Origin of the sequence: Candidatus Cardinium sp. TP (genome assembly GCF_025215055.1) — a bacterium.
In the GTDB taxonomy this organism is placed as follows: domain Bacteria; phylum Bacteroidota; class Bacteroidia; order Cytophagales; family Amoebophilaceae; genus Cardinium.
This window is the reverse complement of sequence record NZ_JANAVR010000001.1, coordinates 31,463-57,875: the sequence shown is the minus strand read 5'-3', so window position 1 is coordinate 57,875 and position 26,413 is coordinate 31,463. Positions and strand designations below refer to the sequence as shown.

Annotated in this window: 24 protein-coding genes; 10 read left to right on the top strand and 14 right to left on the bottom strand. The window is 41.6% G+C overall.

The genetic code is table 11. The annotated features are described in order from the left end of the window. Window positions 1–119: 119 nt before the first annotated feature. The 6 genes from NLX65_RS00280 to NLX65_RS00255 form a co-directional block, all read right to left on the bottom strand. Window positions 120–755 carry a ComEA family DNA-binding protein gene (locus NLX65_RS00280; protein ID WP_260535894.1) on the bottom strand — a complete coding sequence of 212 codons (636 nt, stop codon included), beginning with the start codon at window positions 753–755 and terminating at the stop codon, window positions 120–122. Further along, window positions 682–1,740, bottom strand: a complete 1,059-nt coding sequence (locus tag NLX65_RS00275; RefSeq protein ID WP_260535892.1) for an RluA family pseudouridine synthase — start codon at window positions 1,738–1,740, stop codon at window positions 682–684. The genes NLX65_RS00280 and NLX65_RS00275 overlap by 74 nt, the downstream gene beginning before the upstream one ends. 12 nt (window positions 1,741–1,752) lie before the next feature. Further along, window positions 1,753–2,121, bottom strand: a complete 369-nt coding sequence (locus NLX65_RS00270; RefSeq protein ID WP_260535890.1) for a hypothetical protein — start codon at window positions 2,119–2,121, stop codon at window positions 1,753–1,755. 49 nt (window positions 2,122–2,170) lie between these two features. After that, on the bottom strand, window positions 2,171–4,912 hold the full coding sequence (infB, locus tag NLX65_RS00265) for a translation initiation factor IF-2 (protein ID WP_260535888.1): 2,742 nt from the start codon (window positions 4,910–4,912) through the stop codon (window positions 2,171–2,173). Between the two features lie 35 nt (window positions 4,913–4,947). After that, complete coding sequence (gene nusA, locus NLX65_RS00260; RefSeq protein WP_260535886.1) at window positions 4,948–6,189, bottom strand: transcription termination factor NusA; 1,242 nt, start codon at window positions 6,187–6,189, stop codon at window positions 4,948–4,950. Window positions 6,190–6,499: 310 nt separating this feature from the next. Then, entirely contained in the window at window positions 6,500–7,672 is a 1,173-nt protein-coding gene (locus NLX65_RS00255) for an FtsW/RodA/SpoVE family cell cycle protein (RefSeq protein WP_260535883.1), read from the bottom strand. Window positions 7,673–7,970: 298 nt separating this feature from the next. Here NLX65_RS00255 and NLX65_RS00250 point away from each other — a divergent pair, with 298 nt between their 5' ends. Genes NLX65_RS00250 through NLX65_RS00240 form a run of 3 tightly spaced genes read left to right on the top strand, consistent with a single transcriptional unit; the run spans window position 7,971 to window position 9,121 of the window. Then, on the top strand, window positions 7,971–8,411 hold the full coding sequence (locus NLX65_RS00250; RefSeq protein ID WP_260535881.1) for a hypothetical protein: 441 nt from the start codon (window positions 7,971–7,973) through the stop codon (window positions 8,409–8,411). Between the two features lies 1 nt (window position 8,412). After that, entirely contained in the window at window positions 8,413–8,886 is a 474-nt protein-coding gene (locus tag NLX65_RS00245; protein WP_260535879.1) for an ankyrin repeat domain-containing protein, read from the top strand. A gap of 7 nt (window positions 8,887–8,893) precedes the next feature. After that, window positions 8,894–9,121: a hypothetical protein gene (locus NLX65_RS00240; protein ID WP_260535877.1), complete on the top strand. Its 228-nt coding sequence runs from the start codon at window positions 8,894–8,896 to the stop codon at window positions 9,119–9,121. A 162-nt stretch (window positions 9,122–9,283) separates the two neighbouring features. Here NLX65_RS00240 and NLX65_RS00235 read toward each other — a convergent pair whose 3' ends face one another. Both NLX65_RS00235 and NLX65_RS00230 read right to left on the bottom strand, forming a co-directional pair. Continuing rightward, a complete protein-coding gene (locus NLX65_RS00235) occupies window positions 9,284–10,816 on the bottom strand; it encodes an NTP/NDP exchange transporter (protein ID WP_260535875.1) in 1,533 nt (510 codons plus the stop codon). Window positions 10,817–10,942: 126 nt separating this feature from the next. Beyond that, window positions 10,943–11,701: a hypothetical protein gene (locus NLX65_RS00230; RefSeq protein WP_260535873.1), complete on the bottom strand. Its 759-nt coding sequence runs from the start codon at window positions 11,699–11,701 to the stop codon at window positions 10,943–10,945. A 588-nt stretch (window positions 11,702–12,289) separates the two neighbouring features. On the opposite strand from NLX65_RS00230, the gene NLX65_RS00225 reads away from it, so the two are divergent. Continuing rightward, a complete protein-coding gene (locus NLX65_RS00225) occupies window positions 12,290–12,490 on the top strand; it encodes a hypothetical protein (RefSeq protein WP_260535871.1) in 201 nt (66 codons plus the stop codon). Between the two features lie 65 nt (window positions 12,491–12,555). Further along, on the top strand, window positions 12,556–13,230 hold the full coding sequence (locus NLX65_RS00220) for an ankyrin repeat domain-containing protein (protein ID WP_260535869.1): 675 nt from the start codon (window positions 12,556–12,558) through the stop codon (window positions 13,228–13,230). Between the two features lie 472 nt (window positions 13,231–13,702). Here NLX65_RS00220 and murC read toward each other — a convergent pair whose 3' ends face one another. From murC to NLX65_RS00200, 4 genes are read right to left on the bottom strand one after another with little or no spacing between them, the layout of a single operon-like run. After that, a complete protein-coding gene (murC, locus tag NLX65_RS00215) occupies window positions 13,703–15,121 on the bottom strand; it encodes a UDP-N-acetylmuramate--L-alanine ligase (protein WP_260535867.1) in 1,419 nt (472 codons plus the stop codon). Between the two features lie 57 nt (window positions 15,122–15,178). After that, a complete protein-coding gene (locus NLX65_RS00210; RefSeq protein ID WP_260535865.1) occupies window positions 15,179–16,186 on the bottom strand; it encodes a glycosyltransferase family 2 protein in 1,008 nt (335 codons plus the stop codon). Between the two features lie 12 nt (window positions 16,187–16,198). Next, window positions 16,199–17,335 carry an anaerobic C4-dicarboxylate transporter family protein gene (locus NLX65_RS00205; RefSeq protein ID WP_260535863.1) on the bottom strand — a complete coding sequence of 379 codons (1,137 nt, stop codon included), beginning with the start codon at window positions 17,333–17,335 and terminating at the stop codon, window positions 16,199–16,201. A 24-nt stretch (window positions 17,336–17,359) separates the two neighbouring features. After that, window positions 17,360–18,661, bottom strand: coding sequence for an anaerobic C4-dicarboxylate transporter family protein (locus NLX65_RS00200; RefSeq protein ID WP_260535861.1), 1,302 nt, complete (start codon window positions 18,659–18,661; stop codon window positions 17,360–17,362). A 342-nt stretch (window positions 18,662–19,003) separates the two neighbouring features. On the opposite strand from NLX65_RS00200, the gene NLX65_RS00195 reads away from it, so the two are divergent. From NLX65_RS00195 to NLX65_RS00180, 4 genes are all read left to right on the top strand, one after another. Next, window positions 19,004–19,378, top strand: coding sequence for a hypothetical protein (locus tag NLX65_RS00195; RefSeq protein WP_260535859.1), 375 nt, complete (start codon window positions 19,004–19,006; stop codon window positions 19,376–19,378). Window positions 19,379–19,510: 132 nt separating this feature from the next. Continuing rightward, entirely contained in the window at window positions 19,511–20,566 is a 1,056-nt protein-coding gene (locus NLX65_RS00190; RefSeq protein WP_260535857.1) for a hypothetical protein, read from the top strand. A gap of 78 nt (window positions 20,567–20,644) precedes the next feature. Next, complete coding sequence (locus NLX65_RS00185) at window positions 20,645–21,724, top strand: sodium:solute symporter family protein (protein ID WP_260535855.1); 1,080 nt, start codon at window positions 20,645–20,647, stop codon at window positions 21,722–21,724. Next, entirely contained in the window at window positions 21,721–22,086 is a 366-nt protein-coding gene (locus NLX65_RS00180; RefSeq protein WP_260535853.1) for a hypothetical protein, read from the top strand. Before NLX65_RS00185 ends, NLX65_RS00180 begins: the two co-directional genes overlap by 4 nt. Before the next feature lie 508 nt (window positions 22,087–22,594). Here the strand turns inward: NLX65_RS00180 and mnmE are convergent. Both mnmE and truA read right to left on the bottom strand, forming a co-directional pair. After that, a complete protein-coding gene (mnmE, locus tag NLX65_RS00175; RefSeq protein ID WP_260535851.1) occupies window positions 22,595–23,950 on the bottom strand; it encodes a tRNA uridine-5-carboxymethylaminomethyl(34) synthesis GTPase MnmE in 1,356 nt (451 codons plus the stop codon). Beyond that, complete coding sequence (truA, locus tag NLX65_RS00170; RefSeq protein ID WP_260535849.1) at window positions 23,940–24,701, bottom strand: tRNA pseudouridine(38-40) synthase TruA; 762 nt, start codon at window positions 24,699–24,701, stop codon at window positions 23,940–23,942. The genes mnmE and truA overlap by 11 nt, the downstream gene beginning before the upstream one ends. A 220-nt stretch (window positions 24,702–24,921) precedes the next feature. Between truA and NLX65_RS00165 the strand changes: the two genes are divergently transcribed. Further along, window positions 24,922–26,409 carry a potassium/proton antiporter gene (locus tag NLX65_RS00165; protein WP_260535848.1) on the top strand — a complete coding sequence of 496 codons (1,488 nt, stop codon included), beginning with the start codon at window positions 24,922–24,924 and terminating at the stop codon, window positions 26,407–26,409. Window positions 26,410–26,413: the final 4 nt, after the last annotated feature.

The following is a 26,413-nucleotide window of genomic DNA, read 5'->3' as shown; positions in this document are numbered from 1 at the left end:
TCGTTAAGCTAAAAAAGAGCTATATGGCTCATACACAAGTACTTATTTTAAGAATTTTTATTTAAAAATGCAACAAATAGGTCGAAGAAAAAAGTAGGCCTAGCCATATTTTTCCCATATTAAAGCATGAGGTAAGGCATGATTTTATCTCGCCAATCGGAGCGATAACCGGGTAATCTTTGAATAGCCGCTAGAGCGGTAAACTTTCCTTGTTGCTTTCTATAGTTTATAATCGCTTTGGCCATAGCAGCTGAGATATAAGGATGAAAAACCAATGCTTTAAAGGTTGCTTGGTTTAAGGATAATTTTTTAGGTCTATACTTGGCTGGTATCGTGGTCCGCTGCATGAGTTTTACTTGAAGGTGGTGCGGTAGACCATATACTTCTTTATATTGATCCAACGAAACAAATCCACCTAGCTTGTCTCTATACCGTAGGATGCGCATAGCTAGTGGCTGCCTGATGCCTGCTATCGTTTGCAACTGGTCTGCTGTAGCTGTGTTGATGTTAATCAGGGTGTATGTACGGGCATTTTCTTGCAGCAAGATTAAATTTTTGTCTAATAACGCAATGTCTGCACGGTGATCTATTGGTTGATGGCTAACGTATAGTTGATATATTTTAGGTGCAATGATGGCCAATAGGATCAGCACAATAATGGCTAATAAGCTGTTGCTTTCCCTATTGGAGAAATGAAAAGCTTGTTTGATCGAATGTTTGAATTTGTCCAACATGATGCCTATGAGCTGTGACATATTTTTCCCATTTCTCTATCAGTTTAATAAAATTTTCTGGTAAAGGCGCTTCAAAGGAGTGGGCTACTTTTGTTACAGGATGGGTAAAGCTAAGCACAGCTGCATGTAGTGCCTGATGAGGCATCAGTTTAAAACAGTTGTGCACAAAGGCCTTATAGGAGGCATATCGTTCGCCACTAGCAATTGTGTCACCGCCATATTGCGGATCACCAAAGAGAGGGTGGCCGATATGTTTCATATGCACGCGAATTTGATGGGTACGTCCGGTTTCTAATCTACAGGCTACTAGGGCTACATCATGCAGCCGCTTGACGACTTGGTAATGGGTAACGGCTCTTTTCCCTTGTTGGCGGTCAGGGAAAGCGGATATTTTTTGATGGTTATGACTGTCTTTTCCTATGTTTACATCAATTGTTCCAGTCTCATTTTGGGGATTGCCCCAGACCAATGCATAATAGGTTCGTGTGACCGTATGGTGATAAAATTGACGCGCCAAAGCTTCCAAGCTTTCTGCTGTTTTGGCCACTACCAATAGACCTGATGTGTTTTTATCAATCCGATGGACCAATCCAGGCCTGGTGGGCATGTGGTCTTTTAAAGGCAAATGCTTATAGTAATACAATAGCGCATGGGCTAGTGTACCGGTTCGATGGGCCATATCTGGATGCACTACCATCTGAGCGGGTTTATAAATAACCAATAAGTGATCATCTTCATAAACAATATTTAAGGGTATGGCTTCTGGTGTAAGGGTTTCAAGGTCGATGGGGCTGGGTATGTGTGCTACTATTGCATCTGTAGCCCGAACGATATAATTGGATTTAATAAGTTGCCGATTAACTGAAACGCATTGATTGGTAATGGCTTCTTGGATTTTGTTTCGGCTGATTGGTAAGACCTTAGATAAAAACTTGTCTATACGAAGCCCGGACTGTTCTTGGGTAACCGTAACGACATATGCTGGTGTTTCAGTGACATCTTTCATCCTTACACCAAGTTATACTGTAAAATTTTTTCGCTGCATCAGCGCATCTACCAGCAATATATTTCTAAATAACCGTCGCTTACGGCCTGAGGCCGTTTTGTGTTTCGCTATTACGTGAGCAGCGGGTGGAGGATTTGCGGTTATTGCCTGGCGCAAAGGAACCGGTTGCGCTGCTTGGTCTACCACTTTAGGCGTGATGGGCATAGGCGGCGCTATATTTTTTACTTTATTTGCATCTGCATAGGCCGCTTCATCTAGTTCCTCCTGGGAGGTTGAATCATCAGAAGCAGCCAAATACTTATATAGCCACCGAATCCCCCAAAGGATTAAAAACACACTGACCTTAATCTCTGTTTCAGATTTGCCTATAAAAAATCCCATAACTTGAGCCTAAAAACAAGAAAAAAAGGCCTTTTAGCTGCCTTTCTTTTTAAAGTTGACGCTTGATTTCTTTTTGTTCAAAGCCTTCTATAATATCCCCCACTTCAATTTCGTCAAAATTTCTGATATGTATCCCACACTCAGAAACAGATTTGACCTGTTTGATCTCTTCTAGCCCATGTTTAATGGTATGGATTGCACCGGTAAATATAACCTGGTCTTTTCTGATAACACGTATGGGATTGGCTTGTTTGATATAACCTGCTTGTACTTGACAACCTGCAATATTACCAATTTTTGAAAACGTAAAGATCTTTTTAATTTCTGCTCGACCTGTAGTCATTTCTTCTATGGTAGGTGCCAAAAGCCCCTGTACCGCACTACGCACATCATCTATCGCACTGTAAATAATCGAATATTGCTTGATTTCTACTCCTTCTCTTTCGGCTAATTTTTTAGCTTGTGCAGAGGGTTTAATATGGAAGGCAATAATAATCGCTTCAGCGGTAGCAGCAAGGAGTATATCAGACTCTGAAACCGCCCCTACACCCTTATGTAAAATATTCACCTCTACCTCTTCATGGGATAACCGTAGCAATGCATCTGCTAACGCCTCTATAGAGCCATCCATATCCCCTTTGATGATAATATTCAGCTCCTTAAAGTTGCCTACAGCCAAACGACGGCCAATTTCATCAAGGGTAAGGTGAGACTTGGTACGCAATGTTTGCTCACGCAACAGTTGTTGCTTCTTTTGTGCCAATTCCCCTACCTCCTTTATGCTGCTCATCACACGAAAGGTATCGCCTGCTCTGGGCGCACCATTTAACCCCAATATTTGCACAGGTGTAGCAGGGGAAGCTACTTTTTGGGTGATGTTTTGGTGGTTTAACATCGCTTTTACTTTGCCATAGTAGACGCCTGCTAGCACAATGTCGCCTACATGTAGGGTCCCCTCTTGTACAATGCCAGTGGCCACATACCCTCTACCAGGATCTAGGAAAGACTCAATAATTGTACCCCTTGCTTTTCTAGTAGGGGTCGCTTGCAAGTTAAGGAGTGAGGCTTCTAAAAGAATTTTTTCTAAAAGCGCATTGATCCCTTGCCCTGTTTTGGCTGAAATCTCTTGGCATTGATATTTCCCACCCCAGTCTTCAACCAAGATGTTACAATTGGCCAAATCTTCTTTAACTTTTTCTGGATTGGCCTGTGGTTTATCAATTTTATTGATGGCAATAATAATCGGGCAACCTGCCACTTGCGCATGGCTGATCGACTCCTTGGTCTGGGTCATAATGCTATCATCTGCAGCGACCACAATGACAATAATATCGGTTACCTGTGCACCCCTGGTACGCATAGCTGTAAAAGCTTCGTGCCCAGGGGTATCTAAAAACACAATCTTTTTGTTTTGATCGGTAGTAATGGCATAGGCCCCAATGTGCTGGGTAATACCACCCGCCTCTTTTGCGGTTACCTTTGTTGTACGAATATAATCCAATAAAGAAGTTTTGCCATGGTCTACGTGCCCCATAATGGTGACAATAGGCGGACGTTCTACCAGTTCACCCGCTACTTCGTCTATATCCTTACAGGTTGCTGCATCATGTAGGTCAACAAACTCTACGCTATAGCCAAACTCATCCGCTACAACGGTAATGGCTTCTGCATCCAGACGTTGGTTGATAGAGATAATCATGCCTAAAGACATACAAGTAGAGAGGATCTCATTGACCGTAATGTCCATAAAGGAAGCGAGTTCATTGGCGGATATAAACTCTGTGATTTTTAAAACTTTTTCTGTTTCCTGACGTTGACGCTTTTCCTCAGCCTCCAGGTGGGCACTGCGCCGATCTCTTTTGTATTTAGACCGTGCGCCATCACCGGCGCCTTGGTTTAACTTGGCTAAGGTTTTTTTAATTTGGCTTTCTATTTCTTGAGCAGATACGCCTTCTTGCTCTTTGGGGCCTACAGTTGTTTTAGGATGCTTTGTATTACGCAAAGCACCAGCGGTTGCGTTAGATTTAAATGACCCTGCTTTTTTACCACCTCCTAGTGGTCTAGCGCCAGGGGTAGAGGTAGTAGGAGGGGTAGCCCTACCGTGCGGTTTTGTGCCGCCTATTTTAGATGAGCCCATAGAACCACTCGACTTTTGGAACAGTACGCCACTGCTAGGGCGATGCCTTCTAAAAGTAGGTTCAGGTAAAGTCATTTTGCCTACTATAGTAGGTCTTTTAAGTGGCTCTGAAAAGGTTATTTTATCTGGTTTGGTAGGTGGGTGTTTCGTTGCTTCATCCAAGTGACTTGTATCGCCATTTGCTATCTCTGGCGGCAGCTCTGTAGCCTCAACAGCAGCAGGGGGCACCTCAGCTTTCGTTTTTTCAGTAGCCAACTCTATTTTCCCAACTGCCTTTAAGCCAGGCAAAACCGGAACAGAGGCTTCGTAATGAGCTGGGGGAATAGGAGGTGTTTGTTCCACTCTTTTGCCTTGCATTTCTGTTTGCTTATGGACGGGTCGCACTTCTGTATTGGTTGTACGCGTATGTTTACTAGCTGGAGCAGAAAGACTTGCATAGGTTTTACCGATGGTGACGTGCGCCGCTTCCTGTTTATCTACACCAGCTGAAATAAATTCAGTAGCTAGTATATTAAATTGTTCGGCCGTTATTTTAGCATTGGGTTTGTTATCTATGACAAACCCCTTTTGGGCTAAAAAAGAAGCAATCGTCTCTGTTCCGACATTTAACTTTCGAGCCACTTGGCTGAGTCGCATGTTTTTTTCTTCATTCATGGGTTATCTTTCTCTACCTATAAGGTATATTTAGGTTAACCATTAAGCGTTTGATCTAATATAGCATAGATTTCATCTATCGTTTCCTGCTCCAAGTCCACACGTTGTTCAAGGGTGGCTTTAGGCAAGGTTAAAACACTTTTAGCTGAGTCTAAACCAACCTGATGCAACGCTTCCAAAATCCAAGGTTCAATGGTGTCACTAAACGCAGCAAGCGGAATATCATGCGCCTCTAAATGGCTAGGGATATCTCTATAGACATCTATTTCCTTGCCAATTAGCCGACTGGCTAGTTTGATATTTTGCCCTCCTTTACCAATAGCTAGTGCCACTTGATCGGGATCTAAGTAGACCGCTATCCGCTCACCACTTTGCTCCACCCGATTGATACATGCAGGGTTTAGGGCACGCGCAATATATAGCTCTAAGTTATCTGTATAATTAATAATATCAATATTTTCATACTGGAGCTCTTTGGTAATGCCATGTATACGTGAGCCTTTGATGCCTACACAAGCCCCAACGGGGTCAATTCTATCATCAAAGGTTTCAACTGCTACTTTAGCACGTGCGCCTGGGTCTCTGACAATTTTTCTTATGGCAATAAGTCCATCCTGTATTTCAGGAATTTCATTTTCAAATAACCTTTCTAAGAAAAGAGGCGACGCCCTAGAAAGTATAACGCGGGGCGTGGCATTATTAAAGGCTACCTTGTAAATCACCGCACGAATATGTTCTCCTTTTTTAAATTGATCTTTAGGTATTTGTTCTGACTTTGGTAAAAAAAGCTCATTGTTTTCATCATCTAGTAAGATGACTTCCTTACTCAAAATTTGATTTACTTCAGCTGAAATCAAACCACCCACCAGCTGCTCATATTTATTGTATAGGGCCTCTTTTTCCAGTTCCCGAATCTTTTGTATCAGCATTTGCTTAGCGGTCAATATTAGCCTTCTACCAAAATCAGAAATTTTAATTTCTTCAGATAGTTCTTCCCCCAGTTCAAAGTCGGCTTCTATTTTTCTAGCCTCCGAAAGCGATATCTTGTTAGGTGCACCTACATCTACCGCATCATCAGCTACTACATTACGAAAGCGCCATATCTGTAAATCTCCTTTATCAAGGTTGATAATGATATCAAAATTGTCACTATTGCCAAATTTACTCAGCATGACGGAACGAAACACATCTTCTAAAATACGTATGACGGTGGGTCGATCAATATTTTTAGATTTCGCAAATTCTGCAAATGACTCTACTAATTTATTACTATCCATTGATCACTAAAACAATAAGCGCGTATACAAAGCAAAAATAGGTGCAAAAAGGTAACACAAAGCGGACCCTAAAACAACCTTAAAATGATGCTTTTTTAGAATGATTCCAGTTTACACCGGTAAGATTAGAATCCTAGCAATATACAAAAAAAATAGCTCTAAAACATCTATCGATGTATCCTTCTGGCAATACCCTCCGAAAACAAGCAGCAAATGTGATTTGGAGAAAGATGTGGTGCTCAAGTAGCGTGCACAGATGAAAAGGAAAACAGCTGCCCCCTAGCGCAACAACCCAGCCCGGAACGAATACTTAAGGTTTAGGATTTTTTTTGTACTTATTATACCGTATACCTGCCACTTCTTTTTTTAAAGTTAAGAGTTCTCTATCAATTTCTCCTTGGCTAATGCTTAATAATATGCCTAGTGCAATACCTGTAAATACAAGTGAAGTCCCTCCCATGCTCACAAATGGTAAAGGCAGGCCTGTTACAGGGCCGAGGCCTACTGCAATGGCCATATTCAGTAAAGCTTGCAATACTAATAACAGGCTGATACCTGTAGCCAAAAGCCCCCCATAGTAATGCCTTGTTGTAGGGAGCAGGGCAATGGCCCTATATAGCAACAGCAAATAGAGCACCATAACGCATATACCACCTATAAGGCCATACTCTTCAATTAAAATGGCATAAATAAAATCGGAGTAAGGGTGGGGTAAGAAGTTGCGTTGGGTGCTATTACCAGGGCCTTTACCAGTCAGTCCACCTGTTGCAATAGCAATGTAAGCTTGTTCAGCTTGAAAGGAAACATCCCCCTTAAGAAAGCTTTCTATGCGTTTGACGGCTGTGCCGCCACGTTGTCCCCAAAGCAGTGCGCCTCCTGCCACTAGGCTACCCGAGCATATGATCATGAGTAGGTATTTAATAGGGATTCTACCGATGAACATCAGTACCAAACAAGTACCGAATAGCAGCATCGCGCTAGAGAAATTGGTTAAAGCGATCAAACCACTAATCACGCCAGACCAGGTCAATATAGGCAGACAGGCTGTTCTAAAGCAGGTAATATTTTTTTGTTGTTTGGCCAGCATATGGGCCATGCGTATAATCAGGGAAAGTTGTGCGAGGTCAGAGGGTTGGAAGGATTTATTGATCAAAGGGATATGCAGCCAACGGGAGGCTTCATTTAATTTTACGCCATATTGCCAAGTGACCAGTAGTAGCGGAATTGATAGCCAAAGCGCCACCTTAGCCATAGTGGCATAGTAGCGGTAATCAATCCGGTGGCTGAGCCACATAGCCGCTAACCCGGCGCCTATCAAGAGTGTCTGTCTGATCAAATAGTATTCAGTGTTATGGTCCATCTGTCTATAGGCTAAAGAGCTAGAAGCACTATAGACGGTTAAAATACTCAGGTTAGACAAGACCAATGCTATGCCCCATATTATGGGATCTCCTTTTAGTTTTGCTTGAATCAACTGCTTCATAGGTGGTCTATAGGGGCTGATGTTCTAATGGGCATTAGGGAAAAAATAATACAATATACTAATTTATAAGATATACCTTTATAAAACTGTTATTAGCGCAAAAATTAATGCAGCAACCATAAGGCACCCCCCTTTTACTTTCAGCAGCTTTTACGCCCAACCAAACTGATTCTACTACGTCTAATAAAAGCCTTCCTAATAACCGCATGGACCGCTCTTAAGTAAGTATGTTGATCTTTGAGTGCCGGTGTTTGGAATTGTATTTGCTTTCGCTTACTATTCAAGGCCGGTTAATAGAATGTATCGGTTCCATTACGCCTGCTTTTTAACTTATCTAGGGCTCAAGCAGATGGCTGCCCTATTGATGCGGGTATGTCTATTTTTGAAATCATGCTGTTTAAGTGGTGATAAGCACCATCAGGCCTTATCGGCTTGTGTACATACAAGAGCAGCAGTAGGTTGTAGGGGCAGCCTATCTACAGAGCAGGCACTAGACTTGGACATGGAGCGCGGCGAAAATAGCAGCCAGCTAAATATTAAACAACCAAATACTACAATTTATAGGATGTTAGGGTGTGTGTTGGGATGTGTAGCAACGGGTTGCTTGATACTGACGGCCTTGCATAATTGGTTTGATTATTGCGTAGGTCCATCCAATCTACTTCAGCCATCATTGTACCAATGTAACCACCCCTTCGCATTTCATGTTAGAGGCAACCACTATGTCCAGCACCGCTAACATGACTACGGAAAAGGAACAATTCGTTATCGATGCGATTGGTACGCCAAAATGGAACGCAGTATCTTCACGCCCTTTAGATGACCAGGTCATGGGTGACCTTATTAGTGAGTTTTCAATAGAGAAGATAGCAGAGTGGCTTGCGCAAGGCCTAGATATAAATGAACCGGACCAAAAACTAGGATACACCTTATTGATGCATGCCGTATGGTATAATAGTCGGCATATTGTGCAATCCTTAATAGATCAAGGAACGGATGTGAATGCACAAAGTAAGGATGGAACTACGAGTCTCATGATAGCAGTCAAGCAAAATGATGCACCCATGGCTTCGTTTTTAATAGAACATGGAGCAGATCCATGTATAGCAGATCATCAAGGTAACACAGCGCGGTCTTTAGCCAAAGCCATTCCAAATAAAAAAACCAAGTCTAAGATAGCCATATTGGATCAAGCAAAGCAATGTATAGCGTAGTAGATGCATGGTCTTATTGCATGGTATGTGTTCAGCGCAGTGGTTTTTTTCGTTAAAAGAACAATCTGGAACAGATACCTATCATTGTAAGGGGCGTTTGCTTCCATTGCGTCCATTTAAAGCGCTAATGTCCGCCGATAAAAAAACTTGGCGCTTCAGTAAACTTGTAGTCTTTAGACGAACGGTTGTTCAGCGGATCAGAAAAACAGCTTGTTTGAGCCCGCACAGCGAGTGAGTTCTGTTTTTCCCGCTGGGAAACCGTTCGTTTCATTACCTTTACTGCGTGCCAACTTTTTATCGACGGACATGAGACGCTATAAGGAAATTTTATTTTTACTTTTTTCTTGATAAAAAAGTGGGATAAAATTCATTATGAACCAGTATCGTGAACAAGGTGCTATTGCATGTTGGTTGCACGTGACCCGCAAGTTGTGGAATCTGCCTTTCCTATTAGGTGATGGTATTTTTTTCCAAGCACCCGGGCTGCTGCAATCCAAGTTAGGCAAATTAAAAAAAACAGAACCATTAAAAATGGCGCCAGTTGATTCGGCTCGGCAGCTGCAAAGATAGTATAACAGATGACTTGTACAAGCGCCCCCGCAGACTTCCCTATTTTTCCCCCTAATATATCCACTGCTGCTTTTCCTTTTGTGCTCATCTCTTGGTCTAAAGGAATATAGGCCATCTCTTTAGTGACATCAAAAAAACAATACTTCGTTCCCTTTGCCAATACATTTTGCAGGCCGCCAATTGCTACAATGGCCGTTAAAGTGGATATACCCATGATCGCCTTTGATACAAAGTGGTAATCCACTGCAATAATCAGCAGGAAAAAAGCACCACCTACTATAAGGGTGGTAACAGGTGTGATCAGTGCTGCCCCTAGCCAGTTTAGTTTCCGAATTACTACATGGCCAAAACAAGCACAAGACAATGTGCAAATGCCCGTCCAGAATAATACCCTACCTTGGTAGGTAATAAAACGGGTAGGATCTTGTTGATACAGCTGAGAGGTTTCATAAAACCAGAGCCCCTCTATTAAATGCACAACCATAGAGTAAGCGATCATCAATATACAAATTAATGAAAGGTATGTAGACCTAGCAATCATTTTAAAACTTTTATATAATCCTAGTTGTAGTCTGGGGATGCGTCTGCCTTGTACCCTTTGGCCGCAGATGATATATTGCTCGATATATTTGTGTAAAAGTAGAATGCAGAGGCATAGCGTGGCAATAACAATCATGAGTGTGGCTATTTTTGGGGCTGTTGCCACTTTATACTTACCTATGAAAGGCAATAAAAAGTGATCAGCACGCGAAAAGTAGACCATGATACTGCCAGAGATAAGCAGATTGGCTTGTCCAATCAAATTGAAAAAAAAGTAAAAGCGGCCCGCTTCTTCTGTTGTGGTTATTTTATTGGCTAATTGCCAATACAGCAAGGTAAAGACAATCATAGGCCAAAGTTCACCTAACATATAGAAGAGTATTAAGGTCCATTTACCCCACATGATAAAAAACCATTTCAGGTAAGGGTAAAGCCTAATATAGGCATCCACCTTACAAGGGTCAGGGTGCAGGAGTTCCTGATAAGGGAATAAAAAAAAGCCAAATAAAAGGAAAAAAAAGAGGAAAAAGATGATAATGCCTCTAAAAATCTTTTCTGTGGTCACCTTATTACATAAGACTGTATAGATAACTACAAATAAAATTCCTGCAGGCATTTCAACAAATAGCTTAATAAAGCTCAATACTTCTGCCCCTATTAAGGTGACTACTAGACCATCTTTTATGCCACGGATTAAATTTTGATTCAGTAAGATAAGAAACATCAAAATAGCCATAGAAAAAAATTTTTGCAGGGCGCTGCCCTTAATAGGCCACTGCATAGGATACCATTTTTTTAGTAGGGCTGTTACATGTTTCATAAAGTAAGACTAAAAATTCCTTAGGGGTTACAATTGGTCCATGGTGTCATTCTTACATTGACACCATGTCTTGAACAGTTCAAGTTACTTAGCGCAGTCCAAACCGAGTAGGTACATCTTTCCCCTTTAAGCTTTGCCCAAGAAAAGCATTACTAGGCTATGGGCAACAGAGTAGGGAACAATTTGCAAGATGCGCATGGTTAATCCATTAAAGATGGCAAGAAACTTCTTTTCTACTGTAATGTTATGTTTAAGTCGTCCTATCCAAGTCATAGGCACCTCTGAGCCACAGTTTTGTGTGGCGATCAGATCAAATGGCATCGTTAAAGCAGATACAGCGATACCCAATACCGTACTAACCATCATATTGATCCACACCCCACTTATATCCTTTGTAAATTCATAAGCCAATATACATGCCGAACTACTCAATATATTCCTTAAAAAGATCGGCGTCACAATATCCATCATCCTTTCTTTTCGTTTCATTAAAGCCCCTTTATTAGCAGCAATTTCTTTTGTTTCGCTATATATGGTCACGGCTGTTTCTACCATTCCGGCTAGGAAGCATTCCCAGATGACCAGTAGCGCAAAATTAGTTATCGCATAATAGTCAGTAGAGCAGAGGAAAAGCCACTGAGAAACCCCAAAAGCCAAAGCCGCTATAACCTGTCGCAGTGCATAAATATGTGCGCCGGAAAAAAATAATTTAAAATTTTTAGTACGTATGCACCTGGTCACAATAGAGGTATAAGGCTCACCGGTTTCTTGGTAGACTACTTTTACAAACTGAGCAGGTGCCACTAAGTAGGCTACGACCATACAAGCGATACCATGTGCAAGTGGATCAAAAAAAAAGCGGTATAGGAGTGTGTTATATTCCATATTTATAGATGGTTTGGCTTAAGGTTACATATTGCAGTAGCACTAAGTGTGGCAGAGGTAGCTAAACCTTGCAGCGATACAATCGGGTATGATAACTTTAGTGATTCCGTTCTATGTTAGGTTACGCCTTGGTCCAGGTGGGGGAACCTAATATGAGAAACGGACCTAGTACTAAGGGCCAAATATAGTCTTTTCAAAGGACTTTTTCAACTAATGATTCCCCTTAGTAACCCGTATGTCATCCATGCTACACACCCATTGTGCATCTCATGCCTTATGCTCCTGTTGCTTTACTTCGTTGATATATGGTTGGTTGGGCCTATGGCCATGCCCTAGGTAGCTAGGGCATGGCCATTTGGGTAGTTTTGCTATGGCTCCAGCTGTGGTACATTTGGCTATGAATATTTGGAATTTTATTTAATTTTTATTACAGCTTGCAATAGGATGCCTGGTTGGCCTTACATCTTAAATAAGGTTTTTTTGCTTGATTTAGCGTTAAGCAGATGGTATATATGTATATATGATGAAATATAATTTGCAGCCATTTTGTTTAAGCATGATGGTACCCTATGATTAAACATCCATGTTATGAAAAAGTATACTTACTATAACTATAGCGTAGGCCTATTCATTGGGCTATTCAGCTTTAATATATGGTTTTCTTCTGTCCATGCCAGCAGGCAAGAGCTAGGTTGTGGGTCCTTTTGCTGGCGTAACATGAAAATAGCGGAGGCAAGACATCCGAAAGCTGCTAAGCAGGTGAAGGTGGGGGGGCATTTCTTACATTAACGGGTGCCTGTTTTGCTCTGTTTTATCTGTTGAAATTGCGTAACTATGATGGAAATAGCCCCAATATGCCTATTATTCATAATAATGGTACGGGTGTAACTACTCCTGGTCCCTTTACTTCAACAGATGGGTATAGCAGTAGTATGCTTAATAACAGAACTGATATAACGCATCTGGAAGAAGTTGTTACTAAGGCGCTAGAAAAGGGCGAAGAAGAATGGGGTAATCGTACAACTACAGAAAACCCATCCACTACTACAAAAAAGCCATCTAGGAAACCGTCTAAAAAGCCTTCCAAGAAGCCGTCTACTACTACCTCAAAACCGTCTACTACTACTGTAAAACCAGATGATGGCGTGCCACCAATAAAGGATCCAATGGTCTTAGATGAGCAATTCATAGCATATACTAAGGATAGTAGTTTTTCGGAAGAAAGGGTACAATATTTGCTTGATCAAGGCTTAAAGATAGATGCAAATAACCAAGGGTCGACGTTATTGATTTACGCAGCATTCGCTAGCAATAAACCTGCCATACGATTTCTAGTAGAACGTGGGGCAAAGGTGGATGCACAAACTAGTGATGGGCTCACAGCTTTAATGATAGTAGCACAAAACGGTCTTGAGGATATAGTTGACTTTTTACTAGAAAAGGGCGCAAATCCATGCATAAAAGATAAAAAAGGTCAAACTGTTCAAGCCCATACAAAATCCACCTTCCCACATATTATAGAAAGATGAAATGCAGCTATAGAAAAACTCCATGGCGTGAAGGAATGTGTGTAGCATGTGTGGCAAGACCAGTCTTACTATCAATGTATGATTGTATTTGTATTTGTTCAGTCAATGTCGTCAACTTAAGGAATATCTATTCTAAACACAGAGATAGAAATGGCTAATTCGTACGGCGCTGCTTATCTCCGCCAATAAAAAGTTGGCACACAGTAAAAGTAATGACGAACGGTTGTTTCAGATGGAAAACAGAAAGCGCCCACTACCTGGGCGCTTTCTGTTTTCCATCTGTAAGATGCCACTTTCAGCCACTTTTTACCGAGGGCTTGATTTTTTTGTCCACTTTTTTATCAAGAAAAAAGTGAGATAAAATTCATTATTAACCAATGGAGAGGATAGATACTTTTACTTGACAATCAATGAAAAAATACTTAAGTTGACGCTATTTTGTGAATAGATACTAAAAATGCCTTTTTTACCACTATCTTAAACAGGTACTAAAAATCTGTTGTAAGCACGCAGCTATACCCGGAACCGCCTCACCTATATCGCCTGCACCAATGGTTAAGATGACCTGATGTGTTTGAATCCTGGCACAAGCAGCCAGTGCATTCGGCAAAGCATCCATTGCTACTAAGTCTTTTTGGGAACAGGTGAGTGCATCAAAAATAAGCGCTGACGTAACACCTGGTATCGGGGCTTCTCTGGCTGGATAGATCGGTAATATAAAAACCTGATCTGATAGACTTAAACTTGTAGCAAACGCTTTATAAAAAGCCTGGGTACGTGAAAAAAGATGGGGTTGAAAGATGGCTGTTATATGGCTATTCGGATAGAGCTTTTTAACCGAGCCTAGTAAAGCGCTAAGCTCTGCAGGATGGTGCGCATAATCATCTATAAAGAGGTAACGCTTATGGTTGCAAACCAAGGAAAATCGCCTTTTTATGCCTGGGAAGTTGGCCAAAGCAGTGCGTATTTGGTTTTCTGTTATGCCAAGTGTCAGGCAGATCGTAATGGCTGCTAATGCATTTTCAATGTTATACAGCCCAGCTATAGGCAAGACTAAGTTCGAGATCGTTTGATTGCTTCCTAGGTAGTCGAAACTACTTTGGTTGGGAGCAATACCTATATTAGCCGCTATAATATCTCCTTGATGTAGCCCATAGGTTAGGAAAGGTTTATGGTAGTAGTTGCTTATTGCTAGTTGCTTTGCAGCGTTGTATTGGATAAGTAAATGTTTTTGATTTTGTTGAACAAATTCTATAAAACTAGTCTCCATAGAGGCGGTTGTTGTATAGGTTTCTGGATGATCTGCATCTGCAGCCGTCACAATACTAAAGGTAGGTCTAAGGTGGAGAAAAGATCTATTGAATTCATCGGCTTCTGCTACCATTAGCTTGACCTCATCCAATAAATGGTTATATAATAAATTGGCATCATATAGATGCATTATACCGCCTACAAAGGCTACCATGGAGAGGTTGCTCTGATAGAGTAGATGGGCAATCATGGCGGAAGTAGTCGTTTTGCCATGTGTACCCGCCACGGCTATGGTAGGCAGTCGTTTGGAAATAGCTCCTAAGACTACTGCACGTGATTGGATCTTGTAACCAGCCTGTTTAAAATAATTTAAGATCAAGTTATCGGTAGGGATAGCAGGTGTATAAACCACTAGGGTTTGGTTGGGGTGGTTGCAAATAACTTCAGGAATCGCCTCCATTGTATCCTTACAACTGATTACCATACCTTCTTTACTTAATTGTGTTACTAAAGGCGAGGCTGTACGGTCATAGCCAAACACTTGGTAGCCTTGTCTGGCGCATAACCGGGCCAAGGCACTCATGCCTATACCACCAATACCTATAAAGTATATAAAACTGTAGTCGTTAAATGGCAACATAATTCTGGGCGTAGAATTGGAAATAAGTTGAAAGTTATGAATGTACGTTAAAAAAGCTTATCTAAACCGATCGGATCTAAGTTCAGAAAAATATTGCTTCTTTTTAAGCAAGTAATCCATCAAGATGCTTCCTTTATAACGATTGGGCAAGTAGGGAGTAGGGTTGGCTACACATTTTTTTTTAAGCCTAAAAAAGTCTACCTGTGCTTTTAGAATCGCCCAACTATGTGCAAACTTGCCCAGCGCACCCATCCAAAAGATAGCTAGAAAATCTAGACCTAGATTGGTTAGTATAAATACCAGATCATTGCGGTGATGCTTATAGAGCATCAATAATCTATTTCTAAAGTTTAAGTGGGTTTTCTTAGGGCTCCTATAGGACAATGTAGCTCCTCCTAAGTGGTACACCTTACTGCTGCCGCAGTAATAGACCTTCCAACCGGCAAGCTGTGCACGCCAACAAAGGTCAATCTCTTCAAAGTGGGCAAAAAATAACTCGTCAAAGCCGCCTAGGCTATGAAAAACAGTGGCACGTACCAATAAACAAGCCCCACTGGCCCAAAAAACAGCTCTTGTATCATTGTATTGCCCTTGGTCTTGTTCTATGCGATTAAAAATTCTTCCTCGACAAAAAGGATAGCCATAGCTATCTATATATCCACCCGCTGCACCCGCGTAATCAAATTGATCTGGTTGCTTAAGAGAAAGTATTTTCGGTTGGCAGCATGCAATAGAAGGATCCCCCTCCATAAGGTCCAATAACGATTCTAACCAGCCTGCAGTAACCAAAAGGTCATTATTCAACAGTAGATAATAGGTAGCTTGAATCTGTTGTAAGGCTAGGTTATACCCTTTGGCCACCCCATAATTTCCCTTATGCACGATACAGGTTACTGTTGGGAAATGGTGCTGTATATAGGCTACAGATCCATCTGTAGAAGCGTTGTCCACAACTATGATGGGATAGCCTTTACTATGCAGCAATAGGGTAGGTAAATAGACTTTTAGTAGCGCTAGGCCATTGTAGTTTAATACAACAATGGTTACACTAGGTAGAAGGATCATCGCTCCATGCCTCTATTTTTTGACTTGTGCAATCTTGCTGAGCCAACACCTTATAGGCGCTAGGCTATGTATGCCAACCAGCCATAGGGCAAGGGTTAAAGTAGTGCAATCCGGTGCGAGCAAGAGGCCCATAAACAGCCAAATGACCATAGACATATCTATTAAAAGCAGATATAGTGGTGCCATAAAGTAAAAACCGTAATAGCCGTTACCACCAGATAATAAGCTCATGAGTGCAGTTTTGTCATGGCTGATTAAGCTATCTAGCAACCAAGTTAAACCTAAAAATATAAAAAACTGCTGAATACCTGATTTAAATCGATTGGTTTGCAAAATCTGAGCAGGCTTGATCTTCCATCCCAACATAGCTACAGCTGCTATGGAAAGCATGACTAAAGCAAAAAATATAGGCAACCTAACGGGAAAAACCGTACTACTTAGTCTGGTTGCCCTATGGACTTCAGGTTTGATAAGTAAAAACAGCACTTCAGCCAGTAGTACAAGCAAAAAGGCAAGTTGCACTTTACCTGTTGATGCAGGTACAACCTCAACATTATCCTGAGTAGCTGGCTTAGGCCATAGAGCTAACTGCCACCTATCCGGTATAAACCCAACCAGCAGGCCACTCACTGCCGTGAGGCTGGCCGTGATGGCCACGATTGTCCCCACCAGATCTAGTATAGCTAGCCCACTATTTCCTGCTGTCACGATGAGCAAGATACCTGAAATAGATAAAGGACTAGCCAGTAAGGCCATATGTGCAGCAATCCCCATAGCAAACCGCAGTTTGGCATTAGGCGGTCTATCTGGATCGCATACCCATCGATGCACCCATTTTTTATCTCCTGTTAGAAAGACCAACCCATAGCAGAACAGCGCCATCAACCACCCATAAGCAGAGCAGGTTTGCATTAGGGAACTCCTGAGTTTGGTTTCCAGCAAGTAAAAAAAACCAGTTGCCTCTAGTGTAGCCATGAGCAGCAACCAGGTGGCCTGTAGGAGCATTAAGTCATTGGGCGGAGCGGCAGGTTGTACGAAAAAGGTTAAAACCCCCAATCCCAGGCCGCTCAATAGACCAAGTGACACCCCACCTAAGCGCAAACCTATTATAAGCAGCAATAGCAGCATAGGCCATCCAATTGTAACCATCTTGATATGTAATGTATAATTAGACTATAAACCGTTCATATAAACCAGTAAGAATCCGATGCTGATTGCGCCAGCGATTGACACCAAACCTGGCAACATAAAACTATGGTTAAAAAGGAACTTGCCAATTCGTGTGGTGCCTGTGGTATCTAAATGTATAGCCGCCAACATAGTTGGATAAATCGGAATAATAAAAACCCCATTAACAGCTGCTGCAGAAGCCAGTAATATTTTAGGCGGAATCCCTAAGGCAATACCTAGTGGAAATACCGCTTTAATGGTGGCCGCAGAACTGCCCATAATGGAAGCCATGCAGAGCAAAATAATAGAAAATTGCCAAGGCTCAGTAAGGTAAGTGGATATAAACTGTAGTAAAACCGGTTGATTGCTCTGCACGAATGTACTGCTTAGCCAAGCAATACCTAGAATCGCAAACATGCCTTGTAGACCAGCAGTAAATGCTTTGCCCTGGGTAATGGATTGAGGTGCAATCCGGCATAACAACATAATAGATGCAGCAGTAGATAACATGACCAGTGGCATAATATAGGCAGATGGTAAGCATGCCTTTAAGCCATTTACCTCCCATGAAGGGCGTAAAAATGGCATGGCATCTATTAAAACCGTAGCTAAACTACCCAGTAAGAAACAAATAATCGAAAGCTTCGCTACCCTAGCCCCACGGGGGAGCAGGGTCACGGCCTTGTCTGTTGTGGCTTTTTCTGGAACCGTTGCAGTCGCTGGCATCTTTTTATTCAATAGACTGGTTACAAATGTTGCGATTAATAATCCTCCCAGTGTTGAGGGAATGACAATCTTAAAAATGGTCACCATCTCTATGCCAGCATTCCTTAAAAACCCGCTTAAAATAACCATTATAGAAGAAATAGGACTGGCCAGTGCACCGTGCAAAGCGGCAATAACAGAAAGCGATAAAGGCCTTTCTGGGCGAATGCCTACTTCTTTAGATACCTCTGCTATAACAGGCAGAATAGAATAGGCGATGTGATTGGTACCACCCAAAAAGGTAATCGCATAGGTCACCATAGGACTGATGTAGATGATGCTACGTGGATGTTTGCGAATACATAGCTCAGCCAGTTGTACCAAATAACTCAACCCCCCTGCAGCCTCTATAGTACCTACTGCAGCAACTACTGCAGCAATACAAAGCATGATTTGAAAAGGAGGATCTGCTGGTGTGGCCTTTAAAAGCACCATAAACAACCATACACCCAGCCCACCCAGCATACTAAGGCTTAGACCTTGTAACCGAGCACCCAAAAAAGAAGCAAGCAAAAGTATCGCTAAACCTATCAGAAGCATTTTGTCTCTGTTCGTTTATATTTTAATGATGAAAATCAGCTACAAACCGCTTATAGCTTTGTGGTTGCACTTGAACCGATAAAATAAAATTAGGCTAATATACATAAAAAACGCTACAAACAATAAAATATTTACATCAGGTGATTTTTCATGGGAATGCTATGGTTTTTTGCAAGAAACGCCTCCTATAAAAATTGCGATTAGTAATCGTAACCAGATAGATGAATAGAAAAACAGCTACTTTTTCTTATTGCTTTGTCAAGCAAAAAATAAGGCTAAACATGCCTTTGTCTCAAATAGATTTGGGGAATAAGTCCGCATATGCTTAGCATAATTGTAAAAATGTTAAATGCAGCTATACCTATACAAAACATTGTGGAAGCTCAAAATTGTTTGATGCGTATATACAGAGAGGTTAGTTCGGCTTACCAATATGATAACCACGCACGGTTGCGGTCTTTATGGGAAGTATCGATAGCGGGTGTGTTCGAAAAGTATGGCCTCTCAACGCACATCACCGATAAACTTAAGGGTACAAAAAGGCGATGCGATGCGCATCCAGGGCCTATTGACTCTACTAAAAGGCGTAAGCGAAACAGTGTTCAGGACTCTGATAGTTCATCAAGTGGACGTATTCAGGGAGCGAAGCGTGTTAAGCAATATCAGTCAAATGAGCTTTCTTTTTTAGATATGCCCCACGCTGTAAGTGTGAACTGAACAGATCTCCTGCCTTTAGATGTTGTTTTATATTAAAAAATATTTTATTATAATTTCTTACTTTTAAATAACGGCCGGGATTTTGTATAAAGTATCATGTGTAACAATAGATTTCCACGCTTAATAACAGTCATGTGCGTAACATGTTTGTTATTTACTATTTCCTGTAGTATGTATACTACATCTATTTTGTTTAACTACAGTGGGTATTGTGGCTTGCAAGAAGCAGTATGTTATCATTCAGATGGTCAGATAGAGGTGCAGTGTAAAACTAATGGTATGTGTCATGATCATTTTAACTGGTCTACATCTGATTTGTGTGAAGTGCACGATAAGAAGACTGCGCTTTGTCAAGTAATAGAGATGGGTGAGATAGATCTGCTGGATCGGTTGCTGGGATACATCGAGCTCGACCTTACAAAGTATCCTCTTGAAAAGGTAATATACTTAATAACTGGCTGTGGAAACGCAACAATAATAGGCATGAAAATACCTCTATTGACTCGGGCAGTGGTTAAAGGGGATCTGGATGTACTAAAATTATTATTTGCAAAGCTTCGTTATTATGTTGATTGTTTGGAACGTCTCCGTGGTGTTGATGTAGGTGCATTATATCAGAAGGTTTTTTGCAGCAGGTTCGGTCCTGGAAAATTCACCCTTATCCAAGAAGCAGTGAACGCATGTGACTTAGCGCCAGACATGGTGGCCTACTTAATAGACACGTATACCTCTCTTATAACTGAAACTGTAGGAAAACAAAATCAAGTGGCAGCATGGAACCGTGTGTTCGGTTATCTGTTGGAATGTTTAAATATAAAAAATAAAGTAGGCGCTACACCGTTCGAGCTGGCATGTGAAAACTATTATTATGGCATACCAGAAAGTGGAATCCCAATGACCTGTTTGGCACAGTATGGGGATCCTAGGCATCCAACATACGTGGAGCAGAGAGGTACTCTTTTTGCTAAAGCTGCACTGGGCAATAACAATGATTTCAGGACCATTATACCCAAAGCGTCACAACAAATACAGTGTTGGTGTGCATCCGTGCAACACCTCATGGTATCACACCCTATGCACCTATGTGAGGGATCTCTGCTTGGTAGGCCTATTGTGTGGGGTGATGTATCGATAAATAGGTACAAGCAGGAGTCTGATGATTCAAGTGGTAAAACCCAGGGTAGTTAATGAAATGATAGGCTTTAATAAAAAGGTTCATGCAACTTGTGGATTCCGTGCATAAAATGCATTCAACTATATTGTGTTATGTTATTTGATCTTCCATTACTCATAGTAATTGTTTTTTTATTAGCTACTTCAGCAGTAGCGTGTTATGCTACTAAAGGAAGCGGTACTACCTTTCGTGCCTATGCTGTAGGCAATAGGGCGTTTTCTACCGCTAATTTAGTGGCTACTATATTGGCCACTTATTATGGTGGGGCTACGTTGATGAGTTATGTAACCCAATTCTCTGGTGGACTTTTCTGGGTCAGTTGGCGGATTTTTGGTGTTGTGGCTGCTTTTTTTACGCTTAGTTGGCTCGGCATGCATATGTCCAAGTTTATCTATCATATCTCAATGCCAGAGACCATAGGGCGGGTATATGGCAGGTATCCAAGGATGATTACTGCTTTATTGAGCCTGTGTTATTCTACTGTTGTGATTGCGATGCAAATTCGTATTATGTGCCGGGGGATAAGTATATGCATCGATTCAGCTAGTCCATTATCCATTACCCTCCTCGCTACTTTCGTGCTGGTGACCTATGCACTATTTGGTGGTATTCGTGCCGTTGTCTTAACGGATATGTGGCAGTTGATCACTTTTTCTGCGGTTATTGGCCTCTTCGCATGGTTTATGTTTAAGAAAACAGATGCTTCATTTGGTGAAACCATTGCTTTTGCAGCCACTCAAAAAAAATTTGGGTTAGGTCACTTGTTCCTTTATAACAGAAAGTCAGTAGCTATATTGCGCTATCTAGCTACTATGGTCAACTGTATAGAACCTGCTTATATACAAAATGTCTATATGGCTTCTAGTCCTTCCCAAGCAAAAAAAATGTTCTTATATGCTGGTATAGCTGGTTTTGTTATAATGGTATGTTTCTCATTAGTTGGTTTGTTTGTTTTTGCATGGGTGCCACAAAATCTATCAGGGATGGAAATTTGGCATTACATCATTGCGCATACCTCCCCTTGGCTAAAAGGGATCATTTGTACTTGTTTACTAGCGGTGACGATGTCCACAGCTGACTCTAGACTCCATATCTGTTCGGTTATGATCAGCTATGATATATTACCGGTGCGTTTTAGAAAAAAAAATCTTTTGCACACCATTATAGGATGACCCATCTACCGATCTTGATTGTGGCGATTTTGGCCATTCCGTTGGCCCTTAGTAGTAGCTACTATATCGTGGAAAAGGTGGCACTTTTTTATAACCGTTGGTATGTGCCTGTAGTCGTGGCGCCATTTGTTTTAGCTGTTTTAGGCTTGCGGAGTGCGCCACATACCGCTTTAGCCGGTATGGCTGCAGGTGCGTTAGCTGTTTTGGCTTGGCGGAAGTGGATTTTTCCCCTCCTGGGTACCAATGATGGCGTCTTTCCTTGTATGGTGGTCAATGGTTTAGTGATGCTAGTGGTACACCGTTTATGGACACGGTCAAAAGAGGGCAAAGAGCCAGATGATGGTGCATCTAAGCCAATGTAATCTTAGGTGCGCGCTTATTTCCCCTATCTGTTTACGTAATGGCGTCAACTTAAGGAATATATTTTATTGATTGTCATATAAAAGTATCTATTAACGCCATTGGTTAATAATGCATTTTATCCCACTTTTTTCTTGATAAAAAAGTGGACAAAAAATCAAGCCCTCGGTAAAAAGTCACTGAAAGTGTCATCTTACAGATGGAAAAACAGAAAGTGCCCCCTGTGGGGGCTTGAAAGGGATCTGTTTTTCCAAATCATCTGTAAAATGCCACTTTCTACACCGTGACTTTTTACAGGGGCGGTTTTTTTGACGCAAAAAACCAGCGACTTGAATGACAGATACCTATCATTTTAATGGGCGTTTGCTTCCATTGCGTTAATTTAAATAGCGCCTGTCCGCCGATAAAAAAAGTTGGCAGACAGGGGAAACGACGTATACGCATTAGCCATTTCTATCTCTGTGTTAGAATAGATCTCCCTTAAGTTGACGCCATCGCGCTGAACACATACTATTTCCCAATGCAGAATTTAGAGAAAATCTCTCCTAAAATCTCTTCTGTGGTAATATCTCCTGTAATTTCACCCAGTGCATATAGTGCGCGGTTGATATCTACAACCAGTAATTCATTGGATCGTTGTTGCGCAAGTCCTGCCATCACAGCTTCTAAAGCTGCTCTACTTTTTTGTAGTCGATCGTAATGGCGTGCATTGATCACAATAGTGGCTAACCCATCAGTAGGTTTTTGTGTGACCAATTGTAAAAGCTGCGCTTTAAGTTCATTGAGTCCTTTACCAGTTTGTGCGGCCATGCACAAATAATCTTTAAAGTCTTCTAGCACAGCAGGTGGTGCAAGGTCCATTTTATTGCCAATTCTCAGTAGGGGTAAGTCCCCTAAGGCAACCAGATCAGCCTCTGCTTGTTGAAAGGTCATATGAGATAGATCCACCAAGTAGAGCACGATACAAGCTTTGTTAAGTTGCGCTTTGGTCCGTTCGATGCCTATCGCTTCTATGGCATCCGAAGGCTTTTCCCGTAAGCCAGCAGTATCCACGAACCTAAACCGTATGCCTCCTAGGTGTAGTGTGCCCTCAATGGTATCGCGCGTAGTGCCTGCTATAGGCGAGACAATGGCCCGCTCTTCTTGTAATAAGGCATTCAATAGTGTTGATTTGCCTACATTGGGTCTGCCCACAATCACAACGGAAGCACCTTGTTTAATCACATTGCCTAGTTGAAAGCTATCGATTAGGCGTGTTAAAGTTTGCATCAGTTGATCCGCCAATGTTTGTAACTCTTTTCGTTCTAAAAAAGTAACATCTTCCTCGGAAAAATCTAGTTCTAATGCCAACATTGCTGCAAAATGGCGCAGGTCTTTACGTAGCGCTTGTAACGTTACCGAAAACCCCCCACGTATTTGATGAAGGGCTGTTTGATGAGCCAGCATGCTATCGGCTGCAATTAAATCTGCTACCGCCTCTGCTTGGGCTAAGTCAAAGCGGCCATTTAAAAAAGCCCTTTTGGTGAATTCACCTGGCTCAGCTATCCGCACACCTTGGTCTACCAACAGCTCTATTAATTGTGTGACAATGAAAGGCGCGCCATGGCAAGAGATTTCTACTGCCTCTTCCCTGGTAAAGGAATGGGGCGCAATAAAAATGGAAACTAGGACTTCATCAATTTGGGTGTCGCCTTTTTTTAGGATGCCAAAATGAACCGTATGGGAGGCTTTTTTGGTCAAGTCACTTCCATAAAACAGCTGGTTCACGATGTGAATTACGCCCTTTCCAGATAGGCGCACCACTGCAATGGCGCTCACGCCTTGTGGCGTGGCGAGCGCCACAATAGGATCTTGGTTAGGATACATTTTGTTGTACAAATAAGGATGGTGGATAACCTACTTCCACCAAGGTTAAGCCGTGTGCTGGCATTAAAGTAAGTATAGGGCGTGTGTTGGGCTTTTTTTGAATCAATTCGGCTACAGTAGCGCTATCCATTTTACCAGTGGCTACTTTAAGGATGGTACCGACGATCGTTCGAACCATACCCCTTAAAAAGCGATTGGCTTGTATGTAAAAAACAATTTTGTCGTCTATTGCTACCCAAGCAGCTTCCTCTATGTTACAGATAAAACCCCTTGTGGCATCGGTTGTCTTGCTAAAAAATTCAAAATCAGCCTGTACAGAAAATAAAGCAGCAATTTGGTTTAATAAGCCAAGCGGTGGCGTGCGGCGCAGCCAAACTGCGCGATCTCTATAAAAAGGATCTTTATGTGTAATAATGGTATAGGCATATCTACGATGACATGCATCGAAACGTGCATGTGCAGCCTCTACTACTGGACGAATGGCCGTAATGCTGATATCAGATGGCAAAACGCTATTGAGTCTATAGGTCAAATGTACAGGGTCTATAGGCGTTATAGAATCAAAATGGGCCACCTGTTGCGTGGCATGTACCCCTTTATCCGTTCGACTGCTGCCTGAGATCGTAATCGTCCTGGATAAGAGCTTGCCAAGTGCTTCTTCAATCACTTGTTGTACAGTATATCCATTTTTTTGAATCTGCCAACCACTGTAGCCTTTGCCCAGATAGGATATGTAGATGAAATAACGCATGAGGTGGTTTGGCCTAGTGGATAAAGCCCGCTATTTTATATAGCTAAGCATAAAAACAACTATAAAGTTAAACATAGTTAAGTGATTTATCCATAATGGAGCATTTTTGAGTAGGATCCAGTTAATTTTTACTTAAATTTAGGGCATTGGCCATCATGCAGTGCACCTATGCCAGTTGTGCCCTTTTAGCCTTGTATGTTATTATTAAGTATAAAAATCCATGCATTTAGTTCCAGAAAGCTTGCTTATTGCCGGTTCTTTTTTACTCTTCTTGAGCATTTTCATTACGAAGCTATCTACTCGGTTAGGCATTCCAGCCTTGATTATTTTTTTATTAGTAGGCATGGCGGCAGGTCATGAACAATGGGGCGGTATTGATTTTCATAATCCTATAGCCGCTCAGTTGCTTGGCGCTATTACCTTGAGTTTGATTCTTTTTACAGGGGGTATAGAAACCGAGTACAAGCATATACGGCCCATTCTTTGGAATGGTATATTACTGGCAACTGTAGGTATTCTCATTACTACTTTTAGTGTTGGCCTATTTATTTGGGGGATTACAGCCCTCTGGGCAGGTAGCATCCAATTCACCCTGTTAGAAGGTCTATTGATGGGTTCGATTGTAGCTTCTACCGATGCAGCTGCTGTTTTTGCAATCATTCGGGCTAAAAACATGCACCTTAAGGCCAATTTGAGCCCCATGCTAGAATTAGAGTCGGGTAGCAATGATACCATGGCCTGGTTTTTGATGTTTTTATTTAGAACATTGCTGCTTACCAACCAAGTCATTAGCCCTATGGAGGCTATTTGGATCTTTATTCAGGAGATGGTTGTAGGTGGTGTAGCTGGCCTTTTAGTTGGTAAAATCATGTTGGTATTGTTGGATAAACTTCGTTTGGCCAACCGTTCCCTTTACCCCGGTTTGATGCTAGCTGTGGTTATTTTTACCTATTCAGCGACCCATTTTTTGCATGGCAATGCCTTTCTTGCTGTTTACCTGCTTGGATTGATCTTAGGCAATAAGGATTTCCCACATAAAAAAAGCATCATTCAATTTTGCCAAGGCGTTGCTTGGTTGATGCAGATCATAATGTTTATTATGCTTGGGCTATTGGTTTATCCTGGCAAACTCATACCTATAGCTGGCATTGGCCTCTTGCTTTCCATCTTTTTAATGTTCATAGCTCGTCCATTGAGTGTATTTATTTCCTTGTTTTTTTCTAAAACGTTACATTTAAAACATAAGATTTTTATCTCTTGGGTAGGTCTTAGAGGGGCTGTTCCGATTGTGTTTGCTACCTATCCGTTGTTAGATAACATTCACCAAGCAGATGTGATCTACCATATTGTTTTTTTTGTTGTGCTCACCTCTATCTTATTTCAAGGCACGACCCTTTCGCCACTTGCCAAGTGGCTACAATTAGAAGCCCCAAAGGTGGAACCCCATGAACCTACGATTCAGTTATCCAAAGAAGTAGATAGTGCATTAATAGAAGTCATTGTTCCCCAAGACTCTCCTGCTATTGGTAAAAAAATAGTTCAGTTGAGTTTTCCAGAAAATGTATTGATTGTCCTTATAAAACGCAATGGCGTTTATGTTATTCCCAGAGGTGATACCGTTATTATTGCCTTTGACTTGCTGATGATTATGGCAGAAAAAAAACAGGCCATTCATCTCATAAAGGAGCAGCTGGGTATAGTACATTAGCTGG